The following is a 17,491-nucleotide window of genomic DNA, read 5'->3' on the forward strand; positions in this document are numbered from 1 at the left end:
TTTAAAATTGTTAGATATTTTTTACAAAATCGTCAATAATTCGGGAAATGCTCTCCGGAGTCTCCTGAACCTTAAAATTGACGCAAACCTCCATGACATCATCCGCATCCGGTTTTATGTTGCTCATCTGCATCTGGAGATTGGCTCTTTGTGGGCTGGATAACAATAAGTTGTTTTCCGGAATCTGTGATTCCACGCTTCCGACCTTCGCCTTGAACTTTATCTGCACATTATCCATTGCAAGATAATGATGGGATATCAAGGCTATAAGTGGAATATCAATAGTCTTGTCTCCAACCATGATTTTTTTTTGATTGGAACGTATTTGCGTTATTTGCATTTGTTCCTTCAAAAAGTCTGGTCAGATTTTGTATCTGATGATTCTGTAATGTATCTTGTGCACAGTTTACGGCGTACTGCAAACCATTCATAATATCAGAGAATGAATTGGTTTGAACACTGTCCGGCTCATCGTCATTATTTTTCTTGCCTCTGTGAAAAAGTCCCATGTTTTTAATTTAAATACTTGATTTGTTGTCTTTAATGAGCACCAATCTTGACAATGTCCGGCTTACAGCTTCCATATTTACACTGGAGACTATATTATTATTGACAATGCCTTGATGCCAAAACCAATATGGTGGATTCTCCGTGTGTTCCATCACGTCCTCCTTTCTTTATTGGGATTATACTTCGGTTCTTTCCGTTGCGAGCGGAACTTTTCCGCCCTACGGTTTACTGCTTCCTCAAGGTAGGCAATGCTCCGTTAAGTTCGTAACGCCACTCTGAACCAGCGTTCTGCAAGGCGGTGTTCATGGCATCAACGGCTTTCTGCCAGGTAACGTAAGTGCCGTCCACCTTCGTAGATTCGGGGGCGGTCTTATAGCCTCGTTCCTGATTGTTCTTCCAATAGCAGGCGGTCACGGTGGTGTAGCTATCTCCAAACAAGCCGCCGATATGCACATTGCCAGTGCTACTACCTGTACTTGTTACGTTGCCCGTGGCATAGCAGGCAAGGACGCGGCTTCCTCCGTTTAATCCCACTACACCGCCGCCATAGAGATTCTTTTGGGAGGCTATTTCTAAGGTCACGTTGCCTGTGGCATAGCAAGCTGTCATGGTGCCCCATTTTTCTCCTGCCACACCGCCGACATAGTGCGTTCCCTTTACTGTGGCAGAGGTGCAGCATCCGATGATGGAACCAGCCTTTTGTGAACCCACCACACCGCCGACACAATCCGTGCCGCTGACGCTGCCCGACACCGAGCAGTTTTCAATGGTGCCCCAGCTATATCCTACCACGCCACCAGTACAGCCAAACATGTGATTGCTTGTTATCTGTATGCCTTCCATCACCACATTCTTCACCGTACCAGCTCTATTGAGATAGCCGAACAGACCCACAAATTGGTCATTTGTCGTAACGGTCAACCCCGTGATGGTATGGCCGCCGCCGTCGAAAGTGCCTTTGTATGAGTTATCGAAGCTTGTGCCTATCGGTGTCCAGCCTTTGCCTGTGAGGTCAATGTTTTTGTCGAGGGTAATGTTAATGTCGGTCTTACCTCCGTTCACTAATTTGGCTACATTCAGCAGGCCGTCGGCGTTATAGACCGTGTAGCTGCCGTTGCTCTCTATGGTATAGCCCAGGTCTTTTGCCGCAGCGAGGGAGACGGTGTAGGTATATTCACCGCCCGCCTGCCAGTCGGTAGCATTCTTCATCTTATAAACGAAGGTCTTGCCGTTAGTGAATGTGCATGTAATGAAGGTCGTGCCAGCTGCCACACTTTGCGGGGCTACGATGGCGGTGTAGGTGTTGCTGCCCTTGCCGTACGGGGTGATTTTATCCGGATTGCCATTCTCGGTGGAGAGACCCGTCAGCCGCACGGATGCCAGCCCCTCGGTGTAGTCCGTCAGAACGATGGTCACTCGCGCCGTGCGGTGGGTGAAGCGAAGCGTGGGGCTACCGTAGGTCACCGTCTGCCCGTCGGCTACGATGAGGTCGCTGCCCTCAAAGTCTTTCTGGGTACTTTGGTTGGCTTTTACCTTTACCGCAGGTGGGGTTGTCTCGCCAGCGGTGTAGGGCCACCACGCTGTGACGGTGATGTCGTTGTGGTTGGTCCAGTAGTACGGGTCGGTGGAGGTCAGCGTGGCGCTGGTGGGGTCGGCGGTGGAGGGCGTCACGTCGTATGCCTTCACCGTGCCGTCCATCAGCACTGCCACGCTCTGCACACCCTCCCAATTGCCATCCACAGGGGCACGGGTGCCGGCGATGGCTGTCGCGACGGGATTCAGCCCCGTGGCGGTGAAGACGATGGGGGTGCCTTCCGCCCCTTCCGGTAGGAAGCCCGCTTCGTCCTGCGTGCAGGCGCCCAATAAGAGGGCGAGCGCTGCAAGTGCAAAAAATCTTATCCTCATAATATCTGTTATTTTATTACTCTGGTTCTTTCCGTTGCGGGCGTAACTTTTCCCCCCGACGGTTTACTGCTTCCTCAAGGTGGGCAATGCTCCTTTAAGTTCGTAACGCCACTCTGAGCCTTTGTTCTGCAAGGCGGTGTTCATGGCATCAACGGCGTTCTGCCAGGTTACGCTGGTGCCGTCCACATTCGTGGCTTCGGGGGCGATGCCTTCCTTATTGTAGCCGATGCCTTGTTCATGATTGTTCTTCCAATAGCAGGCGGTCACGGTGGTGTAGTTTCCTCCCAAAAAGCCGCCGATATATACATTGCCAGTGCTACTACCCGTACTGGTTACGTTGCCCGTGGCATAGCAGGCAAGGACGCTGCTTCCTGCGTTGAATCCCACCAGACCGCCGCCAAGGATATTATCTATGGGGTCTATTTCTATGGTCACGTTGCCTGTGGCATAGCAAGCGGCCATGGTGGCACCCGAATTCGTCTCACCTGCCACGCCGCCGACCTGGACCATTCCCTTCACTGTGGCGGAGGAGCTGCATCCGGTGATGGAAGCCTCCCATTGAATACCCACCACACCGCCGGCGCATATCGTGCCGCTGACGCTGCCCGACACCGAGCAGTTTTCAATGGTGCCTCCCCAGCTAAATCCTGCCACGCCGCCGGCATAGCCCAACCTGTGATTGCATGTTATCTGTATGCCATCCATCACCACGTTCTTCACCGTGCCAGCTTTACCGAGCCTGCCGAACAGACCCACATATTGGTCATTTGTCGTAACGGTCAGCCCCATGATGGTATGGCCGCCGCCGTCGAAGGTGCCGGTGTATGAGTTATAAAAGTTTGTGCCTATCGGTGACCAGTCTTTGCCCGTGAGGTCGATGTCGGCGGTGAGGGTGCAATTTATCGATCTGTCTTTTTGTGCGGCTTCGTTCCATGCCAGTAGGCCGTCGGCGTTATAGACCGTGTAGGTCTTGGTGTTGCTATCGTAGATGTAGCCCAACTCGGCTGCGCCACTCTCGCCGCCGCCGTCAGCCCAATCACCGATGGTGCAACCCTCTAATGTCAAGCCAGTGGCGTTCACCTTAACGGTATATTTATAGCGGCTGCCCGCTTCTAATACGACGTTGTTCTGCGGGCGGAAGTAGAAGGTGCCGCCGCCGAGTTCCACCCGGACGAACGGATTGCCTGCCGCAACGGTCTGCGGGGCGGCCAGTGCCTCGTAGGTGTTGCCGCTTGCGTTGTAAGTCTTGATGGCGGTCGGGTTACCGTTATAGGCGGACAGGCTCACGAGGCTCACCGTGGCACCGGCGACGCTCGTGAATCCCGTGCCGGGCTTCAGTTCGATTGCCATGCGTGCCGTGCGGTGGGTAAATTCAAGTGCCGGGTTGTTAAATTCCACCTTCCGGTTTTCGGCAGAGATGAAGTCGCTTTTCTGGAAGTCAGCCAGTTTGCTTTGGTCTTCTGCCACCTTCACAGCAGGCATCTGTGTGATGTCGGCATTGTCGAAGGGCCACCATGCCGATACGGTAATCGGGTCGCGGCTGGTCCAGTAGTGCGGGTCGTTCTCACGTGAGAGCGTGGCACTCTTGAAATCGGTAGAAGCCGTAACGGTGTATTCCTTTACCGCATCGCCCATCTTGAGTGCCACGGAAGTGACGCCCTGCCAGTCGCCGTCCACAGCGGCACGGGTGGAAGGGGCTGCCAGCGGCGTTGCTTCTACGGACAATCCGGTGGCACGGATGACGACGGGGTATTCACCTTCGGGCAGACGGTTATCGCCAGCAAGTTCGTCCTGCGTGCAGGCGGCGAGGGCGAACAGCAGTGCGGTGGCTGCGGGGATAAATAATCTATGTCTCATAATTCTTCATTCTAATCGATTAATTATTAAAATCCTACAGGTCAGCACCCACATCTCCACCGTCTATATCGTTCCACTTTGCAATGGTGGCTTCGCTGACTTCAAGGACTTTGTTGCGTACCTTGACGGTATAGGTATAGTTGTTGCCCGCCAGCAGTGCGCCTTCGGGCACGGTGAGTGTGGCATGATATTCCTGACCTTTGTTATTCACAACCAACGGCAGGGATGCAACTGTCTGCGGGAAGAGGATGATTGATGACGTGAGATTGCCGTCTGCCAAATTCATGGCCAGTTCTCCGGTCTGTGCCCCGTTGTCTGCGGTGGCAATACCGTCGGCCGTGTTGAACGTACCGGTGAGTAACAATCCGTCCAGCGTGTAACGTTCAGGCTTGACCACGCTGAAATCCATGCCGTCTCCCGCCTCGAAGGTAAGGGTTATCTGGCTCATGCGGTGGTGGAAGGAGTTGTCTTCACCGCCTTTGGCGGTTTTGTCGGTGAAGCTTACTACTGGGTTGTTTTTGTCTCCCGTGGCTCCTGAAGCAAAGAGGAAGTCGATGGCAGGCTGGTTCTGCTGCGCCGTGGCATCGGTCGTGGCTGTGAGGATGCCTCCCGCCGCATTGTACGGATAGTAGGCGCGGAAAGTATGGGTCTTTGTATCTTCGATATAGATAACCTTTCCTTCTGCCTCAAATTTACCGTTTTTCAAGATGAAAGGCACGTTGCCGTACTGGGAATCGTAGCCGATGTCGGTGATGCCGATACGGTCGCCGGCAGTCCAGGTGGTTCCGCTGGCGCGGGTGGCGGGGGCGATGTTGGCGGTAAACTGGGCGGCCACGGGGTCACCGTTCAGGTTCTCGTTGTCGTTGTTGCAGGCTACCAGCGCGAGGGCGAGCGCTACAAGTGTAAAAAATCTTGTCTTCATTATATCTATAATTTTATTATTTACAAATCAGCATTTACATCATCACCTTTCACTTCTTCCCAGCCGTTGATTTCGGCTCCGTCCACTTCCATGCCTTCGGGAGTCTCAACCAGCGTTCCGCCGAGGGTCAGCGATTTGCCCTTTCTTGTGTTGAACTCCTTGAGGGCTTCTGTGAGGTCGCTTTTCAGCGTGGTGGGGGTCGGGTTGCCATCAGCATAGCGGATTTCACCCATCAGCAGTTGTTCCGTGCCGGTCACACCCAGCAACCTCACCGTGGCTTTCCACTTGCCGGCATCGTCACCTTCGGTTATCTTGGTGAAGGGCAGCACGACGTTTGAAGCGGCTCCGTAGGTATCGGTAGCGAAATCGAGTGTTCCGGCTGCACCCGTCAGATGGGCAACAATCTCCGTGATGCGTCCGGCGGCATCACCCGTCGGTTTGACGACAAGCGTCAGTTCGCGTACCTGCTGCTTCATTGCGGCGGTCAGCGGATAGTCCTTGTCTTTCTCGATGCTCACCTGTTTCGTATAGGTGAAGAACCATCCCGGGGCATTGTTCACAAAGGCATCCGTTCCTGCCCGGTTTCCCGTGGCTGCGGCAATGGTGGCGGTGGTACCATTTACCATGATTCCTTCAGCAGGGTTCCACACCGCAAGGGTGTAGCTGCCTGGAGCAAACAGATGGTTGGGGGCATGGGTGGCGGAAGTCTCCGTACCCGTATAGTCACCCATGGTAACCGTCCATGTGGTAGGTATGTCGATACCCTCACCGCGTGCCGACCAGTCGGCTGTCACCGCAATCTTCCCATAGTCGGGATGCGGCGTGTCATAAAGCGTGTCCTTCACGCAGGAAGAGAGCAGCACGGCGGCTGCCATTCCTACCATATTTATATATTGTCTTGCTTTCATACTCTATTCCTCCGTATTAGAATAACTTCCATACCAATGTCACACCGGCGTTGATGGGGCCACACCAATTTTTTGTCTCGTTGCCACAGCGCACGCGCACACCATCGATGACTTCATATTTTTCGAAATCGGCATTCAGGTAGCCCAAACCGAGGTTGAAATCAAGATCTAATGCCTTGTTTAGTCGCAGCTGATAGCCGGCGGTGATGCCGCCACCCATCAGGTCGCCCTGCTTGCCTGTTTCGGAAAGCTTGTAGTTGAACTGTCCAGCCTTGAACATCGCGCCCAGATGCCAGGCTTTCTTCTCACCCATATAGTAACGTACTTCCGGAGCCACTTCCCAGAGTGCATAGCGGCGGTCTTTGTCACTCCAGCTCCAAGAAGTCCACGAGCCGTTTACGGCAATGCCCCACGATGGACAGATGCGCCATTCCACGCCAAGATCTGGTGTCAGGGTAGCCCAGCGCAGCAGGTTGGCACGCAGGGAAAAATGATAGTCGGTTGGGGTTTCCAATGGCATGTCGGTAAGTTTATTTTGGTGAGCGGCTTTCTCGGCTTTTGCCTTTTCTGCGGCAAATCGGGCTTCTTCCGCTTTACGTTGCTCTTCGGCAAGCCGTTCCTGCTCGGCACGCTTCTCGGCTGCCAGTCGTTCGGCTTCCGCCTTGCGTCGTGCTTCCGCGTCCGCATCCGTCACGGCTGTTTCCTTTACCGGTACCGTCAAGCGCACGGTAACAAAATCACCCTCAGTCGCATGGTTGCGGGTAATGAAATTCTCCTCTTTTATTTCCGCGCGTGTAATCAGTTCGGATTTTACTCGATTGGCACGGATCTTCGCCGTTGCAAGGTTCTCGGCTTCACTGCTCTGCGAATTGCAGTATCCGTCAACCAGTAGCGGCATTTTGCCGTCAAGAATTATTGCTTTGTTGTTTTCGATACATTCCAACAGGCGGGCAAGTTCCGTGTCATTGCCATTCCAAGGCACGTAGAACATGTCCTTCTGCGTAACGAACCGGAAGGTGTAGGTCGTGTCTGCTTTCTGCTGCGCAATGACAGGAAAAGTTAGCGTCATCAGCCACAGAAACAGGGTAAGAAAAGTGATTTTTCTGCTCATATAAACTTGAATTCATTATCTTTGTCATCTCCAAAGGTAATAAATGCCATTCAGCGCCCAAAATATTACAAAAACTTTTTCTGTTGAAATACAGCGTTTTATAAAAAATTGTCGTTTGAGCACTTTTCAAATTGTCGTTAGAGCACCTTTTTGTCGAATTAGCACTTTTTTGTCGCTTGAGCACTTTTTGAAAATGGGCTTCTGAGACCTTTTTCATCGGCTTTTTACCACACAAATTATTCCAGATTTGCTTTTTTCCACTTGCCAGGCGTACATCCTTCCTTTTCGGTAAATGATTTGATAAAGTTACTGCGAGAAAGAAAGCCGGAAGACTCAGCCAGCTTCTGTATATTGATTTCCGGATGCTCCTTCAGTATGTTTTTCGCATACTCCAACCGGAGACCGGTTATCCATTCGCGGAATGTCATTTTATACGTAGTCTTGATATAAGCGGAAAGATAGGTACGGTTCGTATGAAGTATTTCGGACAGTTCTTTTATGGTAAGTCCCTGCTGGACATAGCCGTCTGTCTTTATCCAGTTGGCCACTTTCTCTATAATTTCTGTATAGGACACTGGAACTTCTTTCTCAGAAACTATTTCAGGTTCTGTTTCTGTATCTGTCAGAAGTTCTTCTTCAGACTGTATATCTTGCTCAAAAGCATTTTCCACCTGTTCATAGAACAGCAGGTAGTTCTGATAGCTGTAGAAAAGATAGCTGTAGAACGGTATTGACGACAAAATCCAGATAAAAACATATTTGTCTGGCAGAAATGTCAGCAATCCGCATCCGACACCGAAGATAACAGCCCAATAAGTGAATATGGAAAGCCATTCGATATATGTGCCTATATCATCCGCCTGAGTTTCATTGAAAATCCGAATGGCTCTACGGTATGCAATTATGACTCTGCGAGCTAAAACGACTCCAAAAACGACTAACCATACAGCTAAAGCAAATAAAGAGAATTTTTGCATGATTCCGCTTGGCAACAGGAACAACACAACTCCGGAAAGAGTTGAAAATATAATCCATAAAATGATATGTGTCCACACACGCCGTTTGGTAATGTAAAAACGATCAAGCAACATTATCAATGCCGAACTGAACAGAGAATAGCACAGGAAGTATGTGGACATGTTCATCAATATGGCAGAATCCGCATTTTTGAATCGGATACCAAAGAAGAAATGTACCGAATAATTTGCCGAAAGCAGCAGCATAGCTATACCCATAATCTGTCGGGAGCGGAGATAATTCTTGAAAATTTTCTTTTCAGGAGTCTTTGCAAACAAAAAATAAAAGCCGAAGAATAACATCAACGGCAGTGCGGTATAAAGTGAAAAACTGTATATAGATATAGATGGCTCCATTGTTATGCTTATTTGATTTTGATACAAAGTTACGTCTTTTTCTTCACAAATAGACACATAATCTATGATTTAACGTTATAGATTCGGTCATATTAGATTGAAAAATTATTAGAATTAAAGCCAGTGGTGAAAAATTCAACCACTGGCTTTTTCTGTCAAGACTTCGATATTAAAGTTTTACACCTTTGGATTCCGATAAACCGAGTCTCCCTATAATTAAATGACTGCGTACAAAGTCCACGTGCGGGCTTTCCGGCTGTTGTTCCGTCTGTTTTTTCTCGTTGCCTTGCCGGTTCTCTTCTGTGTTTTCCTGAGCCGGAGCCAGCTCAAGCTGTATCTTGCGGTCCAGTGCGGCGAGTTCGGACTTCAGCTGTTTCAGCTCGTCCTCCTTCTTCCACACCTTGCCCGCTATCTCCTGCAACTGCGGAATCTCCTTTTCCAGCACTTCGTTCTTAGACTTGTACTGGTCGATGATGGTCGGAATCCTCTCCAATGCGTTCAGAAAGTTTCGTGCGGCAGCAATCGGGTCTGCCATCGCCAGATGCCCGTTGTTGTAGGTGTACTTGTAGTTGCCCTCCACCACGAAGCGGTTGTCGGTGAACTCCAGACCTTCTTTGAGTGTCCTCTCGCTGACCACCTTTATCGGAAAGCCGTAAAGTTCCCCGACAGCCTTGTACAGTCCACCAGTCGTGGCGTTCTTGGCGATTTCCTGCAAACGCTTACCGATGACCTTCTCATCCGTTGAATCCGCGCCGTCCACCTTGACAAGATTAAGGCGGCTGCCTTCCTTATCAGTCTGCACAACGGAAAGAAAACGGTTCCAGTCTTCCGTCATGGCTTCGATGAAAGCCGTGTTGTTGCGCAGTTCTCCCGTCTTGGATTCCAGCTTGAACTCCGAATCGCGCTTGCCCTTGCCCCACGACTTGCGTTCCCCTTCGAGCGAGGCGATACGCTTCTCTAATTTCGCCTTATCCAAAAGGTCGGTATTGCCGGAGAGCAACGCCATATACTCCGAGAAGTTCATACCCGATTTTTCGTCCATTGCTCCCTCGTCGATGGTACGTGCGCCCATCGCTCCACTTTTGAGCTGCGATATGAACGTCTGCTTACAGTGCAGCAGATTGAACTTGTAGCTGTCCAGCGACTTTTCCACCGCGTAGATGATGATATCCACGTTGTTCTCGGCAAAATGCTTGGCAATCTCGTTCCCGGCTCTAACACCCCGTCCGTCACGCTGTTGCAGGTCGGACGGTCGCCACGGTGTATCAAGGTGATGGATGGCGACGCATCTTTTCTGCGCATTCACGCCCGTTCCGAGCATACTTGTGGAGCCGAACAGCACGCGCACCGTCCCGGCGTTCATGGCATCTATCACCGCCTTACGAGCCTTATCCGTCTTACACTCCTGAATGAAGCGCACCTCACTTGCCGGTATGCCGTAATCCTCCACCAACTTGTGTTTTATCTCGCTGTACACGTTCCATCCTTCCCCCGGCTGGTATGTCCCCAAGTCGGAGAACACGAACTGCGTACCCTTGTGCGCCTCGTACTTGTGGTAATACTCTGCAATCATCTTGGCACAATGGCTTGCCTTGTTGTCGGGATGGTCCTCGTAGTTCGGGTCTATCATGCGCATATCAAGAGCCATCTTTCTCGCGTAGTCGGTGGCGATGAGCATCTTCGCCTTTTCCTCCGTTTCCGACAGGGGTAACCTGCCAATCAGAGTGGCATCGCCGGTTTTGGCAAACTGCATCAGCTTCTGTATGAAGTCCTCCTGCTCCGGTGTGGGCGGTATGTGGTGCAGTATCTCATTCTTGTTTGGTCTGTCCACACCTACATCCTCCGCCGTGCGGTAGTCGGTAATCTCGTTGTAGAAGGCGGCAAGCTCCGGCACCTTGATGAAATAGCGAAAACGCTCCTTCTGCACCACGTTGTTTGTCACGTTGAACTCGAAGTCGGTCGTCTTCTTGGCGAAGATAGCCGCCCATGCGTCGAAACAGCGGATGTCCTGCCGTTCCAGTTCCTTCGGGCGCAGGTACTTAAAGAGCAGGTACAATTCCGTCAGACTGTTGGAAATAGTCGTGCCGGACAGGAACGTAGCCCCTAAGTCTTTGCCCGTACGCTCCTGTATAGTTCGTATGGCAAAAAGCATATTCAGGGCTTTCTGGCTCCCCTCCGAGTTTCCCAACCCCGCCACACGGTCATGCCGGGTGTTGAAAGTCAAGTTCTTGAATTGGTGGCTCTCGTCTATGAAAATGTGGTCGATGCCCATCTGTTTGAAGTCCACCACGTCATCTGTGCGCGACTTGATGGCGTGTTCCACTTTCTCTAACTTCGCCACAAGGTTGTGCTTGCGCTTCTCCAATCCTTTCAGCATCGCCCGCGACACGTTCTTGCCTTGCTGCCGTAAGACTTCGAGGTTTTCCTCCACCGTGTCAAGCTCCGCTTGCAGGATGCGTTGCTGCAACTCCGGTGACTGCGGTATCTTGCCGAACTGGTCATGCGACATGATGACGCAATCATAGTCATTGTTTTTGATGTTGTTGAAGAAACGCACACGGTTGGCGGTCGAGAAATCCTTTTCCGAAGCGTAGAGGATGCGGGCATTCGGATAGGCAGCTTGATAAGTGGCGGCAATCTCCGCGACATTGGCTTTCAGACCAATAATCATCGGCTTGTGCGCCAAGTTCAGACGCTTCATTTCATGCGCTGCAATACACATTATCAGTGTTTTACCTGTTCCGACTTCATGGTCGCATATTCCGCCGCCATTCTGTTTTATCATCCAGACGCAATCCTTCTGCGACGGATAAACGCTTTGAATACCCCGGCTTGCCAATCCTTTCAGATTGAGGTCGGGAAACGTCTGGTGCGAACCGTCATACTTCGGGCGCACGAAACAGTTGAACTTGCGGTTATACATTGTCACGAGCCGTTCCTTGAACTGCGGCGACTGCTCTTCCAACCATTCCGAGAACCCGTTGCGGATTTCGTCAATCTTGGCGTTGGCGAGCTGTATGCCCTCGCTGTCACGCACCTTGATGTCGTTGCCGTTCTCATCTTTGCCAATACTTTTCATCATGTCGGGACAGGTGTTGTGCAAAGCGTGTTTCAACAGGTGCATACCGTCATAGTTCCGGTAATAGCCCTTTACCAGAAACTCGTCCGTGATCTTCATGGTGCGGTAGCCGCACGCCACGGAAAACTCGTCCATGCTGGCGGAATAGGCGATTTTCACGTCCGTGTCGAAAAGATGGCTCATGTAGGCGGCATACACGCCCGTGGGAATCCAGCGTTCACCGAAGTTGAAGTCGAGGTCTTCAAAGGCGATACGCTGCGGCTCGGCTTCCTTCAAAGCCTCCAAAGCCTGTTTCACTTCCGGCAATCTTTCGCTTTCCAGATTATTTTCCATCCATGCCTCTATACGCTCCGCCTTCTCTATCACGTTTCCCGCGATGAAGCGGTCTTTAATCTCGTAACCGGTTACGAGCGGATTGTAGAAAATACGCCCCTTGAGGGCATTGAGAAGCTCCTCTTCCGTACTGTCTGTTATCCCCCGCATATAGTTGAGATTGACCGTACCATACTTGTTGAGCGATGCAGACAAGGCTTCTTCCGGAGAACCGACGTTGGCATGGTTCTCCACCGAGAAGGAAACGGGACGGTCGAAGATGTCCGCTTTGACGAACTTGCCGTCCTCCGCACGTTCCAGCGAAAGGATGTCGCGCCCTCCGGCGTCCATCATCACCAGTTTCACGTTCTGTTTGGCGTTGAGGTTGCCATAACGCATGACAAACTCGTCGTAACAGGTGTTCAGGTGTTCACGCCAAGGTACATTTTCCTCACGTCTGTTCGATTCATAGCGGTACAACCGCTCGTATGCGTCACGGAGCGATACATACAGCAACGCTTTCTCTTTCTGATAACCGGTTAGTCCAAGCGGCTGGAAGGTTGCACCGTAGGGAGTAATGTCCTTCAGATAACCGATGTCGCGTGCCCTGTTTGCCACCAGCGACCCTTCACGCAGGTGCATTTCCGGCGTGCGGTGATAGGGACGCGGCGTAAGGTCGAGGGCTTCTTTTTTCGGCTTTTCCGTTTCAAATTCCGGGAACAGGGAAGTGGCAACCGTTTCGGAAGTAGGCACAACTTCTGCCGGTGTTTCAGGTTGCTTTATTTCTTCCGTTTGTTCCGGCTTTTTATCCATATTGTCCGAAGAAGGCGCAAAAGCAGGGTTCAACGTGTCTTTGATACCCATCTTTTTCAGTTGTTCCTGCCTGTGCCGTTCTGCCTCAAGCCGTAGGGCCTTGCGCCGTTCCGCTGTCAGACTCATCATTGTCTCATAGAAGCCGTTGATGGGAGGATTGGTTTCCCAATCCAGAGTGGCGTAAATGTCGTCCGGGTCGTTTGGCTTTTCGGCATTTTCCGGCTTTTCTTCCTTATTACCGTTTACCGGCTTGGCGGCTTCAACGGGTGGAGTAACTTTGACCTGCGGTTTAGGCGTGGACGGCATAGGCTTCGGCTTGCTTTCCTTTTTCGCTGCCTTTTTCTTTTTTGCCGGTTCCTCTATGGGCATACCCCAAAGGTCGAGCAGGGTAAGCTGCACGGCTGACGAATGGTTGGGTTGGCGCGGCTCAATCTCCGGCTTTTCCTCTATGGGCTGTGCCTGCGGCTTCTCCACTCCCTTGACAGGCTCAATTACAGAAACGGGGGCTATTACAGAAGGTGATACCTTTTCTGTTTTCGGAGCAGGTTGCACTTCCGCAGCCGTGCTTTCCTCCTTTGTCGGATGCAGGCTGTGTTTCTCATACAGTTTCCTGTCAAGTTGTTGCAGTTCTATTTTCAGATGCTCCCGCAAGTCTTCCGCCAGTTGTGCGATGTCCCCACGGTGCAGGAGTTTATAGGCTGGTTTCCCGTACGGGTCGGTACTTCTGATCAAATCCGTGTGTGAAAGCGAGCCGATGCTCCATACATACCCATTTACGGAAGTGCCGATAGGGGTCTGTTCGGTCTGCACGAAGAGTTTTTCGTTGTAATACAGTTCACCATTCTTTCCGCTGTTCTTTTGCAGGATAATCAGGTCGCTGCCCACCTCCGTTCCCGCGTTATCCGTAAAGAGGTTGTTCGGCAGGCGGGCTACGCCCACCAGATTGGTATGGTTCATCATATACTCGCGTATGGGCGCGTTGGTCGGGGCATCCAGTACCCCCTGCGAGGTGATGAACGCCACGATTCCGCCTTCACGCACCGCGTCAAGGCTTTTCAGGAAAAAGTAATTGTGTATCGTCCGTGCCGCCGAGTGCCTTGCAGGATCCTTGCTGCCCGAAAATTCCGGGTCGAACACCGCCACATCGCCAAACGGTATATTGGAGACAGCCAAATCAAAATGGTTCATGAACGGCTTTTCTATCTTCTCGAAGCCCTGTACCCTTACTTTCTGTCCGGGATGCAGGTGCTTCAGTATCTTGCCCGTCATCAGGTCTTTCTCAAAAGCCATGATGTCCGCGTCCGGTCTGTTCTCCAGCACGGCGTCCACGAATGCACCGACACCTGCCGACGGCTCCAGCACCCGGTCGGGACGGATGCCGTGTTCATGCAGCACGTCCGCGATGGTCCCGGTTATCTCCGGCGGGGTATAGAAGGCGGTCAGCACGGACTGCTTCATGGCATCCATATACCGTTTGTACTCCGTCTCGTCTTTTGTGTTCTCCCGCAGCAACCTGTGCAGTTCCACGGTAGGGGCAAACAGTTCGAGGTCGGACTTCGCCCAGTGGACGGCATCCGTCAGTTCCCTTGCAGGGTTGAGTATGCTCTTCAGTCCCCCGAAACCGCAATAACGCTCTAACAAGAGCCGTTCGCGTGCGGTGGGTGTGCGCTGTTCCCTGTCAAGGAGGAATGCCGTCCGTATCGCCTCGATGTTGTCCCTCAGCCTCTGTTTGCGGTTAAACGCCATACTCTTCGATATAGAGGATGACGGCTCCCGTCAGCTCCGTGTAGAGCAGGTCATATTCGGGCGACAGGGCGAAATTGTCGTCCGAGAGGTCATAGATGGAGAATACGTTTCCGACAAGCGGTAGCAGCTTCTGGGTAAAGGCTTCACATTTTTCTCCCGGTACTTCACCCGCAAATTCGTTCTCCACGACTTCGCGCAGGATGGCGTGCCTGGAGTAGCGAAGGCCCTCCGTCAGCACCTTCATCGCCAGTTCCTGCGCCCCGTCGGCAGGATAGCCTTCGAGCCTTGCCCGTTCATACGCTTCGGCGGCACGGTCGGTTCTTTCTCGGATGAAGGCTTCATCGGCTGCCTGTTCGAACTTGTTCGTGGTGAGGTAGTCCAGCAGGTACAGACCGTAATAGGAAAAGTCGGTCCGACCCTCGTTTTTCTTCTTGTTGTTCATTTCTTTGGAATTTAGTGGATTGATAATGATGATAGGGATAATCGTTGGAAAACGAGAAGAAAAAGGCACCCGGTATCCCTCCGAGTGCCACCACTAAATCCAAAGTATGAGTGTAATCCGGTATCGAAGAACAATTCATTACTCTGAACCAGTGGCAAAGTTAAACATTTATTTTCTTCTTTTCGCAGAGGTCGCTTTACTTTTCCTTTCTGGGAACACGAAAACCGTGTTATAGTCCCCGTCAAAGGCGACTACGGCATCAAAACTCTTGCCCTGCTTGCTCTTGAATCCTTTGAGCAGTTTCGTGTGTCCGTCGGTGAGCAGGTTTTTGATTTCATCATCAGAGAGGGTGCGGTTTGCTTTCAGGCGGAACACGGGCAGACCGCACTCCGCGTTGTCGCAGCGGACGACCTTGCCGTAAAACTGCATCGTCCCCGCTCCGCACTTGGGACACTTGCAGCCGGAATCCCTGCGGGCGAACAGCTTGTCGCACGACAGCAGTTCGGAGGTAATTTCCCGTGTATATGCCTCAATCTTCCTGCGGAAGTCATCGGCGGGCAGTTCCCCACGCTCGATGCGTGCCAATTCCTTTTCCCATTCGCCCGTCATGGCGACATCGGCAATACGCATCGCCTTCACGACCGAGTAGAGGGCAAGCCCTTTTTCGGTGGGGACAAGCGACTTCTTGCAGCGTTCCATATAGCCGCGCTTGAAAAGCGTTTCGATGATGGACGCACGGGTGGCGGGCGTGCCGATGCCGCAATCCTTCATAGCCTGCCGCAATGCGTCGTCCTCTATCTCCTTGCCAGCCGTTTCCATCGCGGACAGCAGGGTGGCTTCGGTATGCAGCGGCTTGGGTTTGGTCTTTCCCTCCGTGATGGAGGCGGCTTTCAGTGCCAGCGTGTCGCCTTCCTGCCAACAGGGAATGGCGGCGGTTTCCTCTTGGCTGTTGTTCTCTTCTCCATTCTCCTTGCCATAGACGGCACGCCATCCGGCTTGCCTGATGATGCTGCCTTTTGCCACGAACTCCACTCCGGCACACTCTGCCGTGACGGTGGCAGTGTCCTTGACGCATTTTTCGGAGAAAGCCTCAAGCATGCGCCCGGCTATCATGTGATAGACGGTGCTGTCCTCTTTGGAGAGGAACAGCGGCTTCTCGCCCGTGACGAGCAGGGCATGGTGGTCTGTCACCTTGCCGCCGTCCAGGCTGCGGCGTGTCGGCACGGCTTTCGGCTGCAACTTGCCCTTCCATTCGGGCAGGCTGCCGATGAAGGCAAGCAGCTTGGGGATTTCCGCGAACACGTCTTCGGGAATGTAGCGGCTTCCGGTTCGCGGATAGGTGATGAGCTTCTTCTCGTAGAGCTTCTGCGCGATTTCAAGCGTCTGTTCCGCCGTGAAGCCATGCTTGGCGTTGGCTTCCTTCTGGAGCGTGGTCAGGTCGTACAGGAGCGGTGTTTCCTCCGTCTTCTCCTTGCGTTCGGCTTTCGTGACGGTGGCTGTGCCTGCCGACTTCACCTTATTATACAGTTCCGTCGCGGACTCTTTCTCTTTCCATTTTTCGGAAGAGGAAAACTTCACCGTTCCTTCATCGCAGCCGTCCGTTGCGATATGGAGCTGCCAGAAGGCTTCGGGGGTAAAGCGGCGGTTCTCCCAATAGCGTGCGCACACCATCGCCAACGTGGGTGTCTGCACCCGCCCGACGGAATACGTGCCGTGTCCGGCGGCGATGGAGAGAGCCTGCGTGCCATTGATGCCCACGAGCCAGTCGGATTCGCTCCGCGCTTTGGCGGCGAGGTAGAGGTTGTCATACTTGCTCCCCGCTTCGAGGTTGCGCAGTCCATCGCGGATGGCCTTGTCGGTAAGCGAGCTTATCCAGAGGCGCACGAAAGGGGTGGCGCATCCTATGTAATGGTAGAGGTATCGGAAGATAAGTTCGCCCTCGCGACCGGCATCGGTCGCCACGATGATTTGCTCACTGTCATTGAACAGGCGGGTTATGGTTTTTATTTGTGCCACTACGCCGCTGTCGGGTTTGTAGCCCTTCTCAGCCTTTACCTGACGGGGTATGAGCGTGAAGGAGTCGGGGATGACGGGCAGGTTGTCACGGACAAAGCCGCGTATGCCGTAACCGTCGGGCATGGCAAGCTGGACGAGGTGCCCGAATGCCCATGTCACGGCGTAGCCGCCTCCCTCGAAATATCCTTCCTCTCTCTTTGTCGCGCCCACGATACGGGCGATCTCACGTGCCACAGACGGCTTTTCTTATCACAAGTAAATTATTATCCAAAGCCTTTATTTTTGTCTGTCTGTATATCAGCTATTTAAACACATTACTTTATATTACAGCTTTGGATAATAATCATCTTCATTTAGATAGATTCCTTAGCCATATCTTAAGTTCCTGGTCTTTTTCCCATGAACGTTCTGTTATATCGTTTGGTATCATATTAACATAAGCTGATTCCAAAGCCTCTCTTTTTTGTTTAGAATCAGCCCGAGCATATATTTCAGTA

Annotated in this window: 10 protein-coding genes and 3 pseudogenes; all 13 read right to left on the reverse strand. The window is 52.1% G+C overall.

Features of this window, described 5'->3' with window-relative positions:
- Window positions 1-10 precede the first annotated feature (10 nt).
- The gene (locus tag BACFIN_RS23170) at window positions 11-301 is read right to left on the reverse strand and encodes a DUF2589 domain-containing protein (protein ID WP_007749103.1); all 291 of its coding nucleotides are present in this window, start codon (window positions 299-301) and stop codon (window positions 11-13) included.
- 434 nt (window positions 302-735) lie between these two features.
- Entirely contained in the window at window positions 736-2,415 is a 1,680-nt protein-coding gene (locus BACFIN_RS16645; protein ID WP_007749107.1) for a fimbrillin family protein, read from the reverse strand.
- A gap of 63 nt (window positions 2,416-2,478) precedes the next feature.
- The gene (locus tag BACFIN_RS16640; RefSeq protein ID WP_007749109.1) at window positions 2,479-4,272 is read right to left on the reverse strand and encodes a fimbrillin family protein; all 1,794 of its coding nucleotides are present in this window, start codon (window positions 4,270-4,272) and stop codon (window positions 2,479-2,481) included.
- Between the two features lie 34 nt (window positions 4,273-4,306).
- Window positions 4,307-5,194 (reverse strand): fimbrillin family protein, encoded by an 888-nt coding sequence (locus BACFIN_RS16635; protein WP_007749111.1) that lies wholly within the window; start codon window positions 5,192-5,194, stop codon window positions 4,307-4,309.
- A 20-nt stretch (window positions 5,195-5,214) separates the two neighbouring features.
- Window positions 5,215-6,102, reverse strand: coding sequence for a FimB/Mfa2 family fimbrial subunit (locus BACFIN_RS16630; protein ID WP_007749113.1), 888 nt, complete (start codon window positions 6,100-6,102; stop codon window positions 5,215-5,217).
- Between the two features lie 16 nt (window positions 6,103-6,118).
- Window positions 6,119-7,171: a DUF3575 domain-containing protein gene (locus BACFIN_RS16625; protein WP_232281631.1), complete on the reverse strand. Its 1,053-nt coding sequence runs from the start codon at window positions 7,169-7,171 to the stop codon at window positions 6,119-6,121.
- A complete protein-coding gene (locus BACFIN_RS23175; RefSeq protein WP_232281632.1) occupies window positions 7,065-7,430 on the reverse strand; it encodes a hypothetical protein in 366 nt (121 codons plus the stop codon). The genes BACFIN_RS16625 and BACFIN_RS23175 overlap by 107 nt, the downstream gene beginning before the upstream one ends.
- 19 nt (window positions 7,431-7,449) lie before the next feature.
- Window positions 7,450-8,532, reverse strand: a complete 1,083-nt coding sequence (locus tag BACFIN_RS16620; protein WP_007749116.1) for a helix-turn-helix domain-containing protein — start codon at window positions 8,530-8,532, stop codon at window positions 7,450-7,452.
- Between the two features lie 223 nt (window positions 8,533-8,755).
- Window positions 8,756-12,754: pseudogene (locus tag BACFIN_RS16615) on the reverse strand (helicase-related protein); the annotation flags it as partial.
- A gap of 116 nt (window positions 12,755-12,870) precedes the next feature.
- Window positions 12,871-14,536, reverse strand: a pseudogene (locus tag BACFIN_RS23830) (N-6 DNA methylase); the annotation flags it as partial.
- Window positions 14,526-14,978 carry a DUF1896 domain-containing protein gene (locus BACFIN_RS16610; RefSeq protein ID WP_005830224.1) on the reverse strand — a complete coding sequence of 151 codons (453 nt, stop codon included), beginning with the start codon at window positions 14,976-14,978 and terminating at the stop codon, window positions 14,526-14,528. The gene BACFIN_RS16610 and the pseudogene BACFIN_RS23830, both read right to left, overlap by 11 nt.
- Window positions 14,979-15,146: 168 nt before the next feature.
- A complete protein-coding gene (locus BACFIN_RS16605) occupies window positions 15,147-17,228 on the reverse strand; it encodes a type IA DNA topoisomerase (protein ID WP_007749118.1) in 2,082 nt (693 codons plus the stop codon).
- 115 nt (window positions 17,229-17,343) lie between these two features.
- Window positions 17,344-17,491 (reverse strand): annotated as a pseudogene (locus tag BACFIN_RS23180) (integrase); the annotation flags it as partial.

The organism is Bacteroides finegoldii DSM 17565 (assembly GCF_000156195.1).
GTDB lineage: Bacteria > Bacteroidota > Bacteroidia > Bacteroidales > Bacteroidaceae > Bacteroides > Bacteroides finegoldii.